Annotated in this window: 19 protein-coding genes; 14 read left to right on the top strand and 5 right to left on the bottom strand. The window is 70.6% G+C overall.

The window, feature by feature from the left end:
- The first annotated feature begins 91 nt into the window (after nt 1-91).
- On the top strand, nt 92-1,708 hold the full coding sequence (locus QY307_02005; GenBank protein ID WKZ83739.1) for a DEDD exonuclease domain-containing protein: 1,617 nt from the start codon (nt 92-94) through the stop codon (nt 1,706-1,708).
- Here QY307_02005 and QY307_02010 read toward each other — a convergent pair.
- The gene (locus QY307_02010; GenBank protein WKZ83049.1) at nt 1,618-2,679 is read right to left on the bottom strand and encodes a pyridoxal-phosphate dependent enzyme; all 1,062 of its coding nucleotides are present in this window, start codon (nt 2,677-2,679) and stop codon (nt 1,618-1,620) included. The genes QY307_02005 and QY307_02010 overlap by 91 nt on opposite strands.
- 44 nt (nt 2,680-2,723) lie before the next feature.
- Here QY307_02010 and QY307_02015 point away from each other — a divergent pair, with 44 nt between their 5' ends.
- The 12 genes from QY307_02015 (at nt 2,724) to QY307_02070 (ending at nt 12,573) form a co-directional block, all read left to right on the top strand.
- A complete protein-coding gene (locus QY307_02015; protein ID WKZ83050.1) occupies nt 2,724-4,709 on the top strand; it encodes an AAA family ATPase in 1,986 nt (661 codons plus the stop codon).
- Between the two features lie 74 nt (nt 4,710-4,783).
- Complete coding sequence (locus QY307_02020; protein WKZ83051.1) at nt 4,784-5,188, top strand: thioredoxin domain-containing protein; 405 nt, start codon at nt 4,784-4,786, stop codon at nt 5,186-5,188.
- The gene (locus QY307_02025; protein WKZ83052.1) at nt 5,188-5,883 is read left to right on the top strand and encodes a prolipoprotein diacylglyceryl transferase; all 696 of its coding nucleotides are present in this window, start codon (nt 5,188-5,190) and stop codon (nt 5,881-5,883) included. Before QY307_02020 ends, QY307_02025 begins: the two co-directional genes overlap by 1 nt.
- A 25-nt stretch (nt 5,884-5,908) precedes the next feature.
- Complete coding sequence (gene ccmA / locus QY307_02030; protein WKZ83053.1) at nt 5,909-6,553, top strand: heme ABC exporter ATP-binding protein CcmA; 645 nt, start codon at nt 5,909-5,911, stop codon at nt 6,551-6,553.
- Entirely contained in the window at nt 6,550-7,203 is a 654-nt protein-coding gene (locus QY307_02035) for a heme exporter protein CcmB (protein ID WKZ83054.1), read from the top strand. The genes ccmA and QY307_02035 overlap by 4 nt, the downstream gene beginning before the upstream one ends.
- A 35-nt stretch (nt 7,204-7,238) precedes the next feature.
- A complete protein-coding gene (gene ccmC, locus QY307_02040) occupies nt 7,239-7,904 on the top strand; it encodes a heme ABC transporter permease CcmC (protein WKZ83740.1) in 666 nt (221 codons plus the stop codon).
- Nucleotides 7,905-8,016: 112 nt separating this feature from the next.
- Complete coding sequence (locus QY307_02045; protein ID WKZ83055.1) at nt 8,017-8,427, top strand: cytochrome c maturation protein CcmE; 411 nt, start codon at nt 8,017-8,019, stop codon at nt 8,425-8,427.
- Nucleotides 8,424-10,391 carry a heme lyase CcmF/NrfE family subunit gene (locus tag QY307_02050; GenBank protein WKZ83056.1) on the top strand — a complete coding sequence of 656 codons (1,968 nt, stop codon included), beginning with the start codon at nt 8,424-8,426 and terminating at the stop codon, nt 10,389-10,391. Before QY307_02045 ends, QY307_02050 begins: the two co-directional genes overlap by 4 nt.
- A complete protein-coding gene (locus QY307_02055) occupies nt 10,378-10,848 on the top strand; it encodes a cytochrome c-type biogenesis protein CcmH (protein WKZ83057.1) in 471 nt (156 codons plus the stop codon). The genes QY307_02050 and QY307_02055 overlap by 14 nt, the downstream gene beginning before the upstream one ends.
- Complete coding sequence (locus QY307_02060) at nt 10,835-11,569, top strand: hypothetical protein (protein ID WKZ83058.1); 735 nt, start codon at nt 10,835-10,837, stop codon at nt 11,567-11,569. Before QY307_02055 ends, QY307_02060 begins: the two co-directional genes overlap by 14 nt.
- Nucleotides 11,566-12,108 (top strand): TlpA disulfide reductase family protein, encoded by a 543-nt coding sequence (locus QY307_02065; GenBank protein ID WKZ83059.1) that lies wholly within the window; start codon nt 11,566-11,568, stop codon nt 12,106-12,108. The genes QY307_02060 and QY307_02065 overlap by 4 nt, the downstream gene beginning before the upstream one ends.
- A gap of 21 nt (nt 12,109-12,129) precedes the next feature.
- Nucleotides 12,130-12,573, top strand: a complete 444-nt coding sequence (locus QY307_02070) for a pyridoxamine 5'-phosphate oxidase family protein (GenBank protein WKZ83060.1) — start codon at nt 12,130-12,132, stop codon at nt 12,571-12,573.
- Between the two features lie 4 nt (nt 12,574-12,577).
- Here the strand turns inward: QY307_02070 and QY307_02075 are convergent, their stop codons facing one another.
- Genes QY307_02075 through QY307_02090 form a run of 4 tightly spaced genes read right to left on the bottom strand, consistent with a single transcriptional unit; the run spans nt 12,578 to nt 14,720 of the window.
- The gene (locus QY307_02075) at nt 12,578-12,865 is read right to left on the bottom strand and encodes a hypothetical protein (GenBank protein ID WKZ83061.1); all 288 of its coding nucleotides are present in this window, start codon (nt 12,863-12,865) and stop codon (nt 12,578-12,580) included.
- A gap of 18 nt (nt 12,866-12,883) precedes the next feature.
- The gene (locus QY307_02080) at nt 12,884-13,192 is read right to left on the bottom strand and encodes a hypothetical protein (protein ID WKZ83062.1); all 309 of its coding nucleotides are present in this window, start codon (nt 13,190-13,192) and stop codon (nt 12,884-12,886) included.
- 42 nt (nt 13,193-13,234) lie between these two features.
- Nucleotides 13,235-14,422 carry an acyl-CoA dehydrogenase family protein gene (locus QY307_02085; GenBank protein WKZ83063.1) on the bottom strand — a complete coding sequence of 396 codons (1,188 nt, stop codon included), beginning with the start codon at nt 14,420-14,422 and terminating at the stop codon, nt 13,235-13,237.
- A 40-nt stretch (nt 14,423-14,462) separates the two neighbouring features.
- Complete coding sequence (locus tag QY307_02090; protein ID WKZ83064.1) at nt 14,463-14,720, bottom strand: WhiB family transcriptional regulator; 258 nt, start codon at nt 14,718-14,720, stop codon at nt 14,463-14,465.
- A 120-nt stretch (nt 14,721-14,840) separates the two neighbouring features.
- Between QY307_02090 and QY307_02095 the strand changes: the two genes are divergently transcribed.
- On the top strand, nt 14,841-15,272 hold the full coding sequence (locus QY307_02095; protein ID WKZ83065.1) for a hypothetical protein: 432 nt from the start codon (nt 14,841-14,843) through the stop codon (nt 15,270-15,272).
- Nucleotides 15,273-15,281: the final 9 nt, after the last annotated feature.

The raw sequence follows: 15,281 nt of genomic DNA on the forward strand, positions 1-15,281 counted from the left end.
GAACGGGTCGGGCATGGTACCGGATGTCCTTGTCACCGAACACCTGTTCGTACTACAGTCGGTGGCCCGCGGGAGGACCTCGGTGGCCACGATGGCCCAGCGCAGCTTTCAGGATCTCTCGGCTCCCCTCGCCGATGTCCCGTTCTGCGTGCTCGACATCGAGACCACCGGGTCGGCTCCGGGCGACCTGGGGATCACCGAGATCGCCGCCATCCGCTACCTGGGAGGATGCGAAACCGGAAGGTTCCAGACACTGGTCGACCCCGGGCTCCCGATACCGCCGTTCATCACGGTTCTCACCGGCATCACCCACGCGCTCCTGGTCGGCGCCCCCAAGCTGGCCGAGGCGTTCCCGTCGTTCCTCGAGTTCCTCGGCGACGCCGTCGTGGTTGGACACAACGTGCGGTTCGACATGTCCCACCTCCAGGCGGCCTCGGTCGCCCACGGCTACGGCCGGATCCCCAACCGCACCGTGGACACCCTGGGGATGGCGCGACGCCTCCTCGCCGGGGAGGTGCGCACCATGAAACTCGGGGCACTGGCCGCCTACCTGCGCTCCCCGGTCACCCCCACCCATCGCGCCCTGGCCGACGCCGAGGCCACCGCCCACGTCTTCTGGGAGCTGCTGGGGAGGGCGGGTGCGATCGGCGTCACCCATCTCGACGACCTCCTGGCGATGCCAACGGCGCGGGGCAAGGCCGACTACCGCAAGATCGCCCTCACCGACCGGCTCCCGAGACGGCCCGGGGTCTACCTCTTTCGAGATCGGAAGGGTGAGGTGTTCTACGTCGGGAAGGCGCTCGACATCCGCTCCCGTGTCCGCTCCTACTTCTACGGAGACGACCGTCGGTCGGTGGCACAGATGCTGCGCGAGCTGGACGCCGTCGACCACCAGGTGTGCGCCAACGAGATCGAGGCAGAGGTGACCGAGATCCGCCTCATCGCCGAACACCGTCCCCGGCACAATCGCCGATCGAAGCCGCCTCGCAGCCCGCATTTCGTGCGGCTCACGGCCGAAGAGTTCCCCAGGCTGTCTCTGGCGCGCACCATCGCCCCCGGCGCCCTGCTCCACCTGGGGCCCTTTCGCAGCGCCGCCGCCGGGCGAGCCGTCATCGAGGCACTATGGGATGCAACCAGGATTCGCCGCTGCTCCCATCCGCCGGGGAGCAGGACCGGTCCGTGCTCCTTCGCCCAGTTGGGACTGTCCCTCTGCCCGTGTGACGGCACGCTGCCCGCCGCCAGGTACCGACCGGTTGTGACCGGCCTGATCCGTGGTGTCACCGAGGATCCTTCGCTGCTGCTCGACCCGCTCGAAGCCCGCATCTCGTCCCTGGCACGACAGCGCCGGTTCGAGGAGGCCGCCTGGGTGAGGGACCGTCACCGCGCCCTGGCGACGGCGATCGAGCGGCGCCGCGCCTGGAGGTCGATGCAGCACGCGGGCCTGATGCGCGCCGAGGGTCCCGCCGGCGGGGCGATCATCGATCACGGACACCTGGCGGGCGCCTGGGCTCCCGGAGACGGCCTGCCCCTCCCCACGATGGCGGCCGGCATTGCCCCCACCGAGATCCCGCGCACCACCACCGAGGCCGAGGAGGCGCACCTGCTGTGGCGATGGCTCTACTCGGGCGGGGTGCGACTTGCCGATGCTTCTGCGTCGCTCTCGCTCCCGGCACGGCCGGTGCCGGGACTCACCCGCATCGCCGTGTGATCGAGGGCCTTCTCCAGGGTCGGCCGGTCGAGGTTTCCTCCCGACAGCACGACCACCACCGGCCCCTTGCCGGGAACCAACCCTGCGAGCAGGGCAGCCACACCCACCGCTCCGCCGGGCTCGACCACCAGGCGCAACCCGTCGAAGACGAGGCGTATCGCCACCAGCACCGCCTCGTCGGTGACGGCGGCGGCACCTGCAAGGAGCCGCCGGTTCACCTCGAAGGTGATCTCGCCCGGCGTCGGGACCAAGAGGGCGTCGCATATCGTCACCGGGCGGCCCTCCGCCGAGACCCGCTTCCTGGCGGCCAGCGACAGCACATGGTCGTCCCAACCCACCGGTTCCACTCCGAACAGGGAGGCCCCAGGAAGGTCGGTCTCGAGGGCGATGCCGATCCCTGCCGCCAGTCCGCCGCCACCGAGCGGGACCACGACCACCGGGTCCTCGATGCCTGCGGCGACACAGTCGGCGGCGATCTCGATCCCCACCGTTCCCTGGCCGGCGATGGTTCGGGGGTGGTCGTACGGCGGGATGAGCGTGGCCCCGGTCTCTCCGGCGATACCGGCGGCGATCTCCTCCCGGCTCTCGGTGGCGCGGTCGTAGAGCACCACCTCGCCGCCATGGGAGCGGGTGCGCTCCAGCTTGACGCCCGGGGCATCGGCGGGCATGACGATGGTGGCGGCGACCCCGAACCGGGCCGCCGCAGCCGCCACCCCCTGGGCGTGGTTGCCCGACGAGTAGGCGACGACCCCCCGCCTGCGCTCCTCCGGGCCGAGCAGGGTCAGGAAGTGGCAGGCTCCCCGGAACTTGAAGGAACCGGTGACCTGCAGCATCTCCGGCTTCACATGCACCGGCCGACCGACCGCCGCAGACAGGGTCGGGGCGTCGAGCAGTGGGGTCCGCACCGCCAGACCTGCGATGGAGGCGGTGGCGGCCCGCAGGTCATCGATCGTCGGCGGTGCCGCGGCCATCGGGCGACGGTAGCGGACCGGCTCCGGGCTACGCTGCCGCGCCGATGCGCCTCACCATCCGAACGGGCAGCGACCAGGTGGCCCGCGCCGACCGCGCCCTCCTCGCCGCCATGGGCTTGCCCGGAGGCGGCGTGGTACGGGTCGGCCGCACCCACGCCCTGGTGCGCCCGGGCGACACCGCCCATCCCAACGATCTGGTGCTCCCCGCCGACGTCGTGGCCAACTCGGGCGTCGCCGCCGGCACCTCCCTGGATGTGCCCCGGTCCAACCTTCCCGGGGCACGCCGGGTCGTGTTCGCGGGCGAGAGCCTCCCCGGCGACAGGCGACACCTGGCCCGGGCACTGCAGGGACGACCTCTCACCGCCGGCGACAGGCTCACCATCACCCCCGGAGAGGGATCGACCCCTGTCGCTCTCGAGGTCCTGGAGGTGGATCCCGACGGCGCCGCCCTGGTCGGAGGCGGCACGCTCCTGCTCACGGCCGGCGACGGGGAGGGGTCGGCGCTCACCGCCCACGACCCCGGCCTGGTTCCCGGCGATGGGCCCACGACCGCCCAGGCCCTGGTCGCCGGGCTCGACTCTCAACTGGAGACCCTCTCCGGATGGCTGCGCCTGCTCACCGGAGCCGAGGCGCTCCCCAAGGCCTGGGGCCTCCCCAGGGTGGCCGGGGTCGTGCTTGAGGGGCCTTCCGGATGTGGCAAGTCCGAGCTGGTCGCCGTCGCCGCCGAACGCGCCGGCGCCACGGTCCAGGAGGTGACCGTCGACCTGGTCTTCAAGCCCGAGCGCCTGGTCGACGTCCTCGACCGGGCGGTGAAGGGATCCACCCCGCCGCACGTGCTGTTCGTCGACCGTCTCGATGCCGTGGCGGGCGCCGACGGCCTCTTCCGAACCCAGGCGGGGGCGATCATGCGCTGGTTCCTCGACGCCGTGGCCGACCGCGACGGTGTGGCCTGCGTGGTCGGCGTCACCTCGGCAGACGCCCTCGACCCGTCGGTGTCGGATTCACCTCTGCTCCCGCGCACGCTGGCCGTTCCGCCGCCTGACCTGAAGCGGCGACGGATGCTCCTCGAGGCGGCCCTCGCCCGCGTGCCCCACGGCGAACTCGACCTCGATGCCCTGGCGGCGCGCACCGCAGGCTTCTCCGGGGCCGACGTGGTCGCAGCCGTGGTGCATGCCTCTGCGCTCTCGGTGGGTCGAGGTGACCCCATCACCGACGATCTGCTCGGGGAGTCGATCGCCGCCACACCCCCCTCACTTGGCGCCCTTCCCGGCGGGGAGATCCCCGCCCACGGCTTCGAAGCCGTGGCCAACCTCACCGAGGTGAAGCAGCGACTCACCGAAGCCGTCATCTGGCCGATCACCGACCCGGGGCGCTTCGCCCGCCTCGGGATCGAACCTCCCCGCGGCCTCCTGCTCCACGGGCCTCCGGGTACCGGGAAGACCTTCGTCATCGGAGCCCTGGCCCACGAGTCGGGCGCCGCCTTCTTCCCGGTGAAGGGGGCCGAGTTGCTCGACAAGTACGTGGGCGAGTCGGAACGGGGCGTCCGGGAGATCTTCGCCCGGGCGCGGGCCGCGGCCCCCTCGATCCTCTTCTTCGACGAAGTCGACGCCCTGGCCCCGGTGCGGGGACGCAGCACGACCTCGGTCACCGACAGCGTGGTGGCGGCACTTCTGACCGAGATGGACGGCATCACCGGCCGCGGCGACGTCGTCGTCATCGGTGCCACCAACCGCATCGACCTGGTCGACCCCGCGCTGCTGCGACCGGGAAGGCTCGAGTCTCACATTCACCTGGGACTGCCGCCGACCGAGGCCCGCCGGGCACTGCTCGCCATCACCGACCTTCGTTTCGCCCCCGAGGTCGACCTCGACGCCCTGGCCGAGTCGACCGAGGGGCTCTCCTTCGCCGATCTCACCGGCCTGCTGCGTGAGGCGGCACTGCAGGCACTTCGCTCCGACCCGGCGGCGATGGCGGTGTCCACGGCCGACCTCGCCGCCGCCCGTTCGGCTCTCTCCGGAGGCGGGTCCTGAGACGCCTCGTATCCGCCACCACCCTGGCGCTCGTCCTGGGGGCGTGTGGCGCCGGCACCGGGTCACCCGACGAGGTGCCCCCTCTGGAGCCGATCGACCCGGCGGCGATGGAGACCATCCTCGCCGCATCCGAGCGCCCGATGGTGGTCAACGTCTGGGCCTCGTGGTGTGCCCCGTGCCGTTCGGAGGCGCCGCTGCTCCGGACGGCGGCAGAACGCTGGGGCGACGAAATCCAGTTCTTCGGGATCGACGTGCGAGACGATCAGGCCGGCGCCAGGGCGTTCATCGCCGAGTTCGGTCTCGACGGCTTCGAGCACCGCTTCGACGCCACCGGAGCCGTGCCTGCCGCCCTCGGGGGCTCCGGCGTCCCCCTCACCTTCTTCTTCCGGTCCGGAGGCGAACTGGCCCATCTCCACCGCGGAGTGATCGACGAGCGAACCCTGGCACTGTGGATCGACGAGCTCCTGGCCGGCGGGTGATGGAGTTCGGGCTCCTGGCCGCCGCTGTGCTCGCCCTCGGGGCGCTGCGGCTGGCGCTGTTGCCCGAGGGGGCGGATGCGGGGCGCCTCTGGGACCTGGCGCTCACGGCGACGATCGCCGGTCTGGCGACGGGCCGGCTCGCCGCCATGGTCGCCTCGGGCGTGAATCCGCTCACCCATCCGCTGGACGTCCTGGTGGTCCGCGGTGGTGTGAGCACCGCCGCCGCCACGTTTGGTGCGCTGGCCATGGCGGCCTGGCGTTCCCGAGACGATCTCTGGGCGACCCTCGACGCCCTGGCCGCCCCGGCCCTGTACGCGCTCGCCGGGTGGCATGCCGGGTGTGTCTTCACCGGATCCTGCCTGGGAACCGCCACCGACCTCCCCTGGGGCGTGGCCGCAACCGCAGGCAGCGTGCCGCGCCATCCCACGGAGGCCTACGCCGCCGTCCTCCTCCTGGTCGCCGCCACCGCGGTGTGGCTGCTCCGCCGGAATGGTCGTACCCGTGCCGGGGTGCTGGTGTCTGCAGCCGCCGTCGCCGTCGCCGCCATCCGCCTGGCGACCGAGCCGCTCCGGGCCTCCTTCGGTTCGGGGCGCACCACCTCCTACGCCATCGGACTTGCCCTTTCGGTCGGCCTCCTCGCCTGGCGACGGTGGCGCCCAGACGGCTACGAGGGTGGACGGCTTCTCCCCCGCTGAACACCCCCCGTACACTCCACGGCCGATGACCGGCTCGCTGATCTCCCTCGAAGGCGTGGCACTGCGCCGAACCACGACCCTCATCCTGCGCGCCGTGGACCTCGAGGTGGCTCCCGGCGAGGCCGTCGGCCTCTTCGGTGCCAACGGCTCCGGCAAGACCACCCTGCTGCGTCTCATCGCCACGCTGGCAAGACCATCGGCGGGCTCGGGCCGGATCCTGGGCGCACCCCTCGGTACGGGAGCGGTGGAAGCGGTCAGGCCTCGGATCGCCCTGATCGGCCACGAGCCGGCGCTGGCCCCATCGCTCACCCTCGCCGAGAACCTCCGCCTCTTCGCCAGGCTCTCGGGCGCCGAACCGGAGGCCGCGGCCCGGGCGCTGGACGAGGTCGGGTTGGCGGGCGCCGCCGGGCGCCGTGCCGACCAGTGTTCGAACGGGATGCGGCGCCGTGCCGAGTTCGCCCGGGTCGCCCTCACCGAGCCCGAGGTGCTGCTGCTCGACGAGGCGCACGTCGGCCTCGACCCGGCGGCGGCGACGCTGGTCGAGCGCACCGTCGCCGCCACCCTGGAGCGCGGCGGCTGCGCCATTGTCGTCTCCCACGAACGAGAGAGAGTGGCGCCGCTGATATCTCGGTCGGTTCTGCTCGTCGACGGGCGGCTGGAGGCGGCATGATCCGCCATGCCCTGACCCTCTTCCGCTTCCAACTGGTCGAGGAACGCCGCTCCGGCGAGGTGGCCATGGTCCTGACTCCCTTCGGTGCCGTGGCACTGCTGGTGGTGCCGATGGCCGTCGGGATCGACACTCCCCTATTGGATCGCATCGGCCCCGGGCTCTTCTGGGCCGTGGTGCTGCTGTTCGGCACCTTGGTCACCCAACGCCAGAGCGCCTTCCCCGACCGGGCGCGGCGAGACGCCCTCACCCTGCTCGGCGTCGACCCGGCGGCCCGCTTCGCCGCCTCGGCGGCCGCCGCCGCCATCCTCCTGCTCGCCTTCGAGGTGGCGATGGGGGTGGTGACCGTCTTTCTCTACGACCCGAAGGTCACCGGATGGTGGTGGATGGTGCTGCTCCTCCCGCTGGTGGCAGGTGGTCTGGGACTGTTGGGCACGCTGGCCGGAAGCGTGGCGACGGGCTTCAGGGGCGGGACGCTCGCCCCCCTGCTGGTGGTGCCGCTGGCGGTCCCGATGCTCCTCGGGGCGGCCCGAGCCACCGAAGGCTTGCAATCCGGCGACGGTATCCTGCGCTGGATCCTGCTGCTGGCGCTGATGGACTTGATCCTGGCCCTGGCAGGGGTGCTCACCGCCCGCCCGCTGGAGGAGTCGTGATCAGACCTCTCGACCTCGCCGCCGCCCTCACCCTGATGGCGGCCCTGGTCCTCGGCCTGGTGGTGCCGCCGGACGCCGTCCAGGGCGACCTGCAGCGGATCATGTACGTCCACGTGCCGTCGGCGTGGCTGGCGTACCTCGCCTTCGGGGTGACCCTGGTGGGCAGCATCGCCTGGCTGGTCACCCGCCGCATCGCTTGGGACCACATCGCCGGGGCGTCGGCCGAGATCGGCGTGGTGTTCACCGGGCTGGCGCTGGTGACCGGGAGCATCTGGGGTAAGCCGGTGTGGGGTGTGTGGTGGACCTGGGATGCCCGGCTGGTGCTGACGGCGGTGATGTTCTTCGTGTACCTGGGCTACCTGGCGCTGCGCCGGGCGATGGCCGAGCCAGCGCGGCGCGCCACCCGGGCGGCGGTGTTCGGCATCGTCGCCGCCGTACAGATCCCCCTGGTCCACTTCTCTGTGATCTGGTGGCGCGGACTGCACCAGCCACCGACGGTGCTGCGCCCCGACGACCCCCAGATCGACGGCCCACTTCTCGCCGCCCTCCTCGCCGCCGTCTTCGCCTTCACCGTCGCATACGCCGCCCTCTTAGGCCGCCGGCGGCACCTGGCCCGGTTGGAGGATGAACTGATGGCGCTCCCCGGAGCGAGCGAGCAGGTGGCCGGAGCCGCCATCGCCGAACCCGGAGCGATGTCATGAGCGACTGGGGTTGGGTGGCGCTTGCCCAGGCGATCGTCTACGCGACGCTCGCCTCCTATGTGGTGAGCCTGGCGCTTCGCACCCGGAGGGCGACCAAGGCACTGGGGAAGCGATGAGGCGGTACCGTCTGTTCATCGTCGCCACCGCCGGATTGGCAGTCGTGCTCATCGGGTTCCTGGTCGCCAACCTGGGGGAGAACCTGGTCTACTACCGCACCCCGTCCGAGGTGGCCGACGCCACCGAGCCCGGGCCCGACCGTTTCCGTCTCGGCGGCCAGGTGGTGCCCGGATCCATCGTCGAGAACGGTGCCACCATCCTCTTCGAGGTCGGTGACGGCAAGGAGATCGTCGCCGTGGAGCACTCGGGGGCCCCGCAGCAGCTGTTCCGGGAGGGGATCGGGGTGGTCGTCGAAGGGACCTGGGACGGAACGGTGTTCCGCTCAGACTCGATGATCATCAAGCACGACGAGCAGTACCGCACCGAGGACGGCAGCGTGTACACCCCCGACTCGCACCAGCCGTGACCGCCGCGCTCGGCTTCTCGGCCCTGGTGACGGCGCTGGTCTCCGCAGTCGCGCTCGCCTTCACCGGTCTGCGCGCGTTCGCAGCAGGCGGAGGGCCGAGGGCTCGATTCCGCCTCCCGGTGTGGGGGCTGCTGGTTGGTGCAGCCGCCGCCATGGTGTGCCTCGAGTTCGCCCTCCTCACCGACGATTTCTCCATCGAGTACGTCGCCCGCAACCACAGCACCACTTCCCCGCTGCTGTTCACCATCGCATCGGCCTGGGCGGCCCTCGAGGGGAGCATTGTGCTCTGGGGCCTGGTGCTCGCCGTCTTCACCGCCTGGGTGTACCGCACCGTCGGCGACGGAGACCGCATCGGGGCGGCCGCCCTGGCGGTGATGGGCCTGGTTGCGGTGTTCTTCTTCGGGCTGATGCTCACCGCCGCCAACCCGTTCGCCACCATCTCGCCGGCGCCGGTCGAGGGCGCCGGGGCCAACCCGCTGCTGCAGAACCACCTGCTGATGGCGTTCCACCCCCCGATGCTGTACCTCGGATACGTGGGGCTGACCGCCCCCTTCGCCTTCGCCATTGCCGCACTGCTCGCCGGCGACGGCAGCACCGCCTGGCTGGAGCGCACCCGCCGCTGGACGCTGATCGCCTGGAGCTTCCTCACCCTGGGGATCCTCCTCGGGGGGTGGTGGTCGTACGAGGTGCTGGGATGGGGCGGGTACTGGGCCTGGGACCCCGTGGAGAACGCCTCCTTCCTCCCCTGGCTCACCGCCACCGCCTTCGTCCACTCGGCGATCGTGCAGCGTCGCCGGGGGATGCTCCAGGCGTGGAACGTGGCCCTGGTGATCGGGACCTTCGCCCTCACCATCTTCGGCACCTTCCTCACCCGATCGGGGGTGGTCGCCTCGGTGCACTCCTTCACCCAGTCGGCGGTCGGGCCGGCCCTGCTCGGGTTCCTGGTGGTGGTGCTCGCCGCCGGGTTCGGGCTGTTCGCCTTCCGCGGCCATCTGGTGTCGTCCACACCGCGTCTCGACTCGCTGGTGAGCCGTGAAGGCGCCTTCCTGCTCAACAACCTGGCCCTGTCCATGTTCGCCTTCGTCGTGCTCCTCGGGACCATCTACCCGATGATCCTGGAGGCGTTCACCGGCGACCGGGTCTCGGTGGGGGCGCCCTGGTTCGACCGTGCCGCCATCCCGATCTCTCTGGTGCTCCTCTTCGCCGCAGGGATCGGGCCGGTGATGCCGTACCGCCATGCCCGGGGGACGGTGCTCTGGGAGCGTACGCGCGGGCCGCTGCAGTTCACGGCGGTCGCCTCCGTCGCCGCCGTGCTCGCCGGGCTGCGATCGGTGGCGGTGTTGCTCACCTTCGCCCTGGCCGCGTTCATGATCTCGACGATCGCCCGGCAGGCCCACGCCGCGGCACGCTCCCGGCCCGAGCGCTACTCCACGGCCGTGGCACGGCTCTACGGCTCCGACCCCGGCTACTGGGGAGGGATGGTGTCCCACATCGGGGTCGCCCTGGTGGCGGTGGCGATCGCCTTCTCCGGCTCCTTCGACTCCCGCCAGACCATCGAACTGGAGGTGGGTGCATCCGCCGATTTCGACGGGTACACCATCACCTATGAGGGCCCGTTCGCCCGCCAGGATCCGAACCGGACCCTGATCGGCGCCACCCTGGCCCTGGCGCGCGATGGACGTCACCTGGCCACGCTTCGACCCGCCCTCGCCCAGTACCCGAACCAGGTGCAGGCGATCCCCACACCGGCGGTGCGCACCGGGCTGCTAGAGGACGTGTACCTGTCCCTGGTCCGCATCGAGCCCGAGTCGGGGCGGGTCACGTTCGACGCCCACCGCTTCCCACTGATGTGGCTGCTGTGGAGTGGCGGCCTCCTGGTGGTGAGCGGCGGGTTGCTCTCGTTCACCGGCAGGAGGCGGCGTCGCGCCGTCTCGCTAGAGGGGGGTATCGGTGCCGCGGTCTGAGCGCACTCGAAACCTGGTTGCGGTGGCGCTGATCACCGCCTCCCTGGCCGTGATCGCCTGGGTGCTGGCGACGACTCCCGCCGCCGACGAGGACCGGGTTCACGCCCTCGCCACAAGGCTGAAGTGCCCGGTGTGCGAGAGCGAGTCGATCGCCGATTCCCCAGCCGAGCTGTCGCGGGAGCTGTACGCCCTCATCGAGGAGCGCGTCGATCAGGGATGGAGCGACGACGAGATCGTCGCCTTCTTCGTCTCCACCTACGGGGAGGAGGTGCTGCTCGACCCGCCTGGTGACGCCCGCACCGCACTGCTTTGGGTGCTCCCGCTGGTGGCTGCCGGGATCGGGGTGGCCCTGGTGCTGGGAAGGAGCCGCCGCGCCGAGGCAGCCGCTCTGACCGAAGAGGAGCGCGCCCGGGTCGCCCGGGCGCTCGAGGAGAGGCGACGACGTGAAGCACGATGAGGCCGGACTCGCCGAGGAACGACGCGACCGGGCGCTCGACGAGCTCATCGCCCTGGAGGCGCAAGTCGAAGTGGGAGAGATCACTCCGGATCAGGCGGTCACGCTGCGGGCCCGATACGAAGCGGAGGCGGCGGCCGCCCTGCGCCACCTTGATGCCGCTGCGACGGCGCCGCCCGCGACGGGCCGCTCCGGCCGGAGGGTTGCCGCCGGCGTGATCGCATTCCTCGGACTGGCGGCCCTGGTCACCGTTGGCCTGGTGGTGGCGGTCCGTCCCGGTTCGACCCCCACCACACCGAGCACCATCGACCTGGCATCGGTTTCGACAGAGGAGATGGAGGCGGTGGTGGCGGCCAACCCCGCGGTCCTGGGGATGCGCCTCGCCCTCGCCCGGCGCTACGTGGAGGCCGGGGAGTTCTCTGCCGCCCTCCCCCACTACCTGTACATTCTGGAGCGGGAGAACAACCCCGAGGCGCTGATGTACCTCGGATGGATGACCTACCTCTCCGGAGACGCCGCAACCGGGGTCTCGCTGCTCGAGGAGAGCCTCGAGCTTGCACCCGATGACGCCCTCGCCACCTGGTTCCTGGCCAATGCCCTTTATCACGGCCTCGGGGACGAGGAGGCGGCGCTTCCCCTCCTCGAAGCGGTGATCGCCTCGGGTGCCGCTCCCGAGGACGTCGTGGCCGAGGCCCGCCGCATGATCGAGGAGGCCGCAGAGTGACCCGACGCACCTGGCTGGTCCTGCTGGTGGGGGTGATCGTCACCGCCGGCGCCGCTGTTGTGTTCGCCTCGCGCTTCGGAACCGACCCGACACTCGCCCCGTCGCCACTGATCGGAAAGCCGGCGCCGGAGGGTGCCATCGACCTGGTGGAGAGCAACGAGGCCCTGTCGCTCGCCGACCTGCGAGGAAGCATCGTGGTGGTCAACTTCTGGGCACCGTGGTGCATCCCTTGCCGGGCGGAGCACGCCGTCCTGGTGGCGGCCGCCGAGACCTACGGCCCGGCCGGGGTGGAGGTGATCGGTGTGGTGTACCAGTCGGACGAGCCTGCGGTGATCGAGTTCCTCGACGAGTTCGGGAGGGCGTATCCGGTGGGAATGGACGCCCGCTCCCGCCTGGCGATCGGCTTCGGGGTGCGCGGGGTTCCCGAGACCTTCTTCGTCGACCGGGATGGGCTGGTGTACGGGAAGGTGACCGGGGCGGTCGACACCGCCATCATCACCGCCACCCTCGACGCCATGCTCCTGGAGCAACCAGGCTGACCGGGCACCTATATTCCCGGGATGCCGCGACTCACACCGGAAGAGGTCGAGGAGTTCCTGGCCGGGCCCCATGTCGCCGTACTCTCCGTGAGCAGACAGGTGAAAGGTCCGATCGCGGTACCGGTTTGGTACGACTGGGACGGCACCGCCTTTCGTGTGATCACCTTCCCCGACTCGGTTCACGGTCGGCTGATCCAGGCCATCGGACGGGCCACCATCACCTGCCACGAAGAGCGCTACGGCGAAGACGACAGCCTGGAGCGATACGTCGTCGCCGAAGGCCCCACCGAGTTCACCGAAGAGCAGATCGAGCCGGTCGTGATGCGGATCAGGGATCGCTACTACCGCAACGCTCGCCGCCGGGAGTGGGTGGAGCGCCCGTTGGCCGGGATGACCACCAGCCAGCGGGTTGCAATCCTCACCCCGGAGCGGATGTCGGGGTTCGAGTGGGCCGACGCCCTGTGAGCGGCTAGCCGATTGCGGCTAGCCGGTCGAGCTCGGCGCGCAGCGCCTCCTCGCCCACCGCCCCGAACCATCCGCCCACGATCACGTCGTCACCGGAGATCAGCACCGAGGCCGGCTGCCCGGGAATGGCGTACAGGGCCCACAGATCGTCCGAGTAGCCCCAGAGGATCCGGGAGGGGTCGAACCAGTCGCCCACCCTTGTTCGCGACGCCTCGAGGCTGCTACGACCGGCGACGGCGAGGAAGGTGATCCGATCCTGGTACTCCGATGCGACCGCATCGATGACGGGCAACTCCCGCCGGCAGGTTGTTCACCACTCCGCCCAGAACACCATGTACACCGGCTTCTGCTCATCGGAAAGCGTGAAGGTCCCGCCCTCGCCGAGCGCCAGTGTGAAGTCGGGAGCGCCGGGACCCTCAGGCGCCTGCGTGGTGGGCGTTTCGCCAACGGTGACGGCGGTGGTCGTGGTGTCGACTCCGGGAACCGCCGAACCGGGCCCGGTGATGGAGACTTCCACCATCGTGGTGGTGGACACGGGCGCCATCGCACCATCGGAGGCGTCGTCACCGCAGGCGGCGGCGATCAGGACGAGTGCCAGGAACGCGGTCGCGGATCGCATGGGACGGTCAACGCCCAGGCGCCACATCCTGTTCCCGGCGGATCAGTCGAAGGCGCTGATACCGGTGAGGGCCTGGCCGAGAATGAGGGTGTGCACCTCGTTGGTCCCCTCGTAGGTGAACACCGACTCCAGGTTGTTCATGTGGCGGATCACCGGGTACTCCAGGGTGATCCCGTTTGCGCCGAGGATCCCCCGGGCGGTACGGGCCACCTCCATGGCGGTGCGCACGTTGTCCATCTTGCCCAGCGAGATGTGGGTGGAGGAGAGGGTTCCGGCATCCTTCATCCGTCCCAGGTGCAGCGCCACCAGGAACATCCGGTTGCTGGCCACCATCATGTCCACCAGCTGCTTCTGGACGAGCTGATAGGAGGCGATCGGCTTGCCGAACACCACCCGTTCCCGGGCGTAGTCGAGGGCGGTCTCGTAGCAGGCCCGGGCAGAGCCGACCACCCCGAAGGAGATCCCGAAGCGCGCCTCGTTGAGGCAGGAGAGCGGTCCCTTCAGGCCCACCACCCCGGGGAGCATCGCCCCTTCGGGCAGCACTACGTCGTCGAGAACCAGCTCCGAGGTGATCGAGGCGCGCAGTGAGATCTTCTTGTGGATGTCGTTGGCCGTGAAGCCGGGGGTGTCGGTGGGAACCACGAACCCGCGGATGCCGTCCTCGGTGCGGGCCCACACGATCGCCACGTCGGCGATCCCGCCGTTGGTGATCCACATCTTGGTGCCGTTGAGCACCCAGTCGGAACCCTTGCGCCGGGCGGTGGTCCGCATGGACGACGGGTCGCTGCCGGCGTCGGGCTCGGTGAGTCCGAAACAGCCGATCGCCTCACCGGCGGCCATGCGGGGCAGCCACTCCTGCTTCTGCTCCTCCGAGCCGAAGGCGTGGATGGGGAACATGGCCAGGGAGCCCTGCACGCTGACGAAGGAACGGGCCCCGGCGTCGCCGTACTCCAGCTCCATGCATGCCAGCCCGTACGCCACCGACGAGGTTCCGGCACAGCCGTAGCCCTGGAGGTGCATCCCCAGCATCCCCAGCCGCCCCATCTCCGGAGCCAGTTCCTTGGGGAATGTGCCCGCCTCGAACCAGTCACCCACCTCGGGAAGGATGCGGTCGGCGACGAAGGTGCGCACGGTGTCGCGGATGAGTCGTTCCTCGTCGTCGAGCAGGGCGTCTAGGGCGAGGAAGTCCTTGGGGTCGGGGCGTCCCGGAGTCACAGGCTGGTTGGACATGCCTCCATTGTGGCAGGCGGCGAGTATCGCTCCGGCGCCCTCAGGCCGATCGGCGGGCGAGCCGGCGGCGATCCCGTTCGGTCGCCCCGCCCCAGATGCCGTACCTGATCCGGGCCTCGATGGCCCAGTCGAGGCACTCTCCCTGGACGGGACACCCGCGACAGACCCGGATCGCCTCCCCGGCCCCCGCATCGTCGGTGGGGAAGAAGACATCGGGATCGACGCTCCGGCACGAGGCGTAGGCGGCCCACGGCCGCTCGTCGAGATCGAGCAGGACCAGATCGGTGGGGAACGTCATCTCATCCCTTCTCGCCGGCTTTCCACTCAGACGAAGCCGGTGCCGTTTCGGTTCCCGACAGGGATTGGGCTACGCGACCCGAGTACAATCGGTGTCCCGTCGCAGACTCAGGAGAGGCTGGTGCTGTACTTCGCCTACGACGCCAACATCGACCCCGAACGGCTGGCCGGCGTGGCCCCGGGGGCTTCGTTCCAGTTCATCGCCCACCTGCCCGAGTGGAAGCTGGAGTACACGATTCCCAACGGCTCGGGCGGCCTGCCATCGGTCCGTCCCCTCCCCGGCAACACCGTCTGGGGAGCCGTGTTCGCCCTCGGTGGCGCCGACCTGAAGAAGATCGATGCCGCCGAAGCGGAAGAGGGACGGGTCCGGGCCACGACCCAGGCCATGGACCGTGAGGGCCGCCGCCATGAGGTGGTCACCCACGTGGGAAGCAACGGCCACGGCGAGTCGCTGCAGCCCGAGGCCGGGTACCTGCGGCTCATGGTCAACGGCGGCCGCCACTGGCATCTCCCCACAGGATGGGTCGCCTCCCTCGAGGAGCATCTGTCCTGATCCAGCACC

This window comes from Acidimicrobiia bacterium, from assembly GCA_030584185.1.
Taxonomy (GTDB): Bacteria; Actinomycetota; Acidimicrobiia; order Spongiisociales; family UBA11373.

Bases quoted from the DNA above. Each gene is read 5' to 3' on its own strand.
- QY307_02005 (WKZ83739.1), top strand. From the start codon at position 92: ATGGCCCAGCGCAGCTTTCAGGATCTCTCGGCTCCCCTCGCCGATGTC.
- QY307_02010 (WKZ83049.1), bottom strand. From the start codon at position 2,679: ATGGCCGCGGCACCGCCGACGATCGATGACCTGCGGGCCGCCACCGCC.
- QY307_02015 (WKZ83050.1), top strand. From the start codon at position 2,724: ATGCGCCTCACCATCCGAACGGGCAGCGACCAGGTGGCCCGCGCCGAC.
- QY307_02025 (WKZ83052.1), top strand. From the start codon at position 5,188: ATGGAGTTCGGGCTCCTGGCCGCCGCTGTGCTCGCCCTCGGGGCGCTG.
- ccmA (WKZ83053.1), top strand. From the start codon at position 5,909: ATGACCGGCTCGCTGATCTCCCTCGAAGGCGTGGCACTGCGCCGAACC.
- QY307_02035 (WKZ83054.1), top strand. From the start codon at position 6,550: ATGATCCGCCATGCCCTGACCCTCTTCCGCTTCCAACTGGTCGAGGAA.
- ccmC (WKZ83740.1), top strand. From the start codon at position 7,239: ATGGCGGCCCTGGTCCTCGGCCTGGTGGTGCCGCCGGACGCCGTCCAG.
- QY307_02045 (WKZ83055.1), top strand. From the start codon at position 8,017: ATGAGGCGGTACCGTCTGTTCATCGTCGCCACCGCCGGATTGGCAGTC.
- QY307_02070 (WKZ83060.1), top strand. From the start codon at position 12,130: ATGCCGCGACTCACACCGGAAGAGGTCGAGGAGTTCCTGGCCGGGCCC.
- QY307_02080 (WKZ83062.1), bottom strand. From the start codon at position 13,192: ATGCGATCCGCGACCGCGTTCCTGGCACTCGTCCTGATCGCCGCCGCC.
- QY307_02085 (WKZ83063.1), bottom strand. From the start codon at position 14,422: ATGTCCAACCAGCCTGTGACTCCGGGACGCCCCGACCCCAAGGACTTC.
- QY307_02090 (WKZ83064.1), bottom strand. From the start codon at position 14,720: ATGACGTTCCCCACCGATCTGGTCCTGCTCGATCTCGACGAGCGGCCG.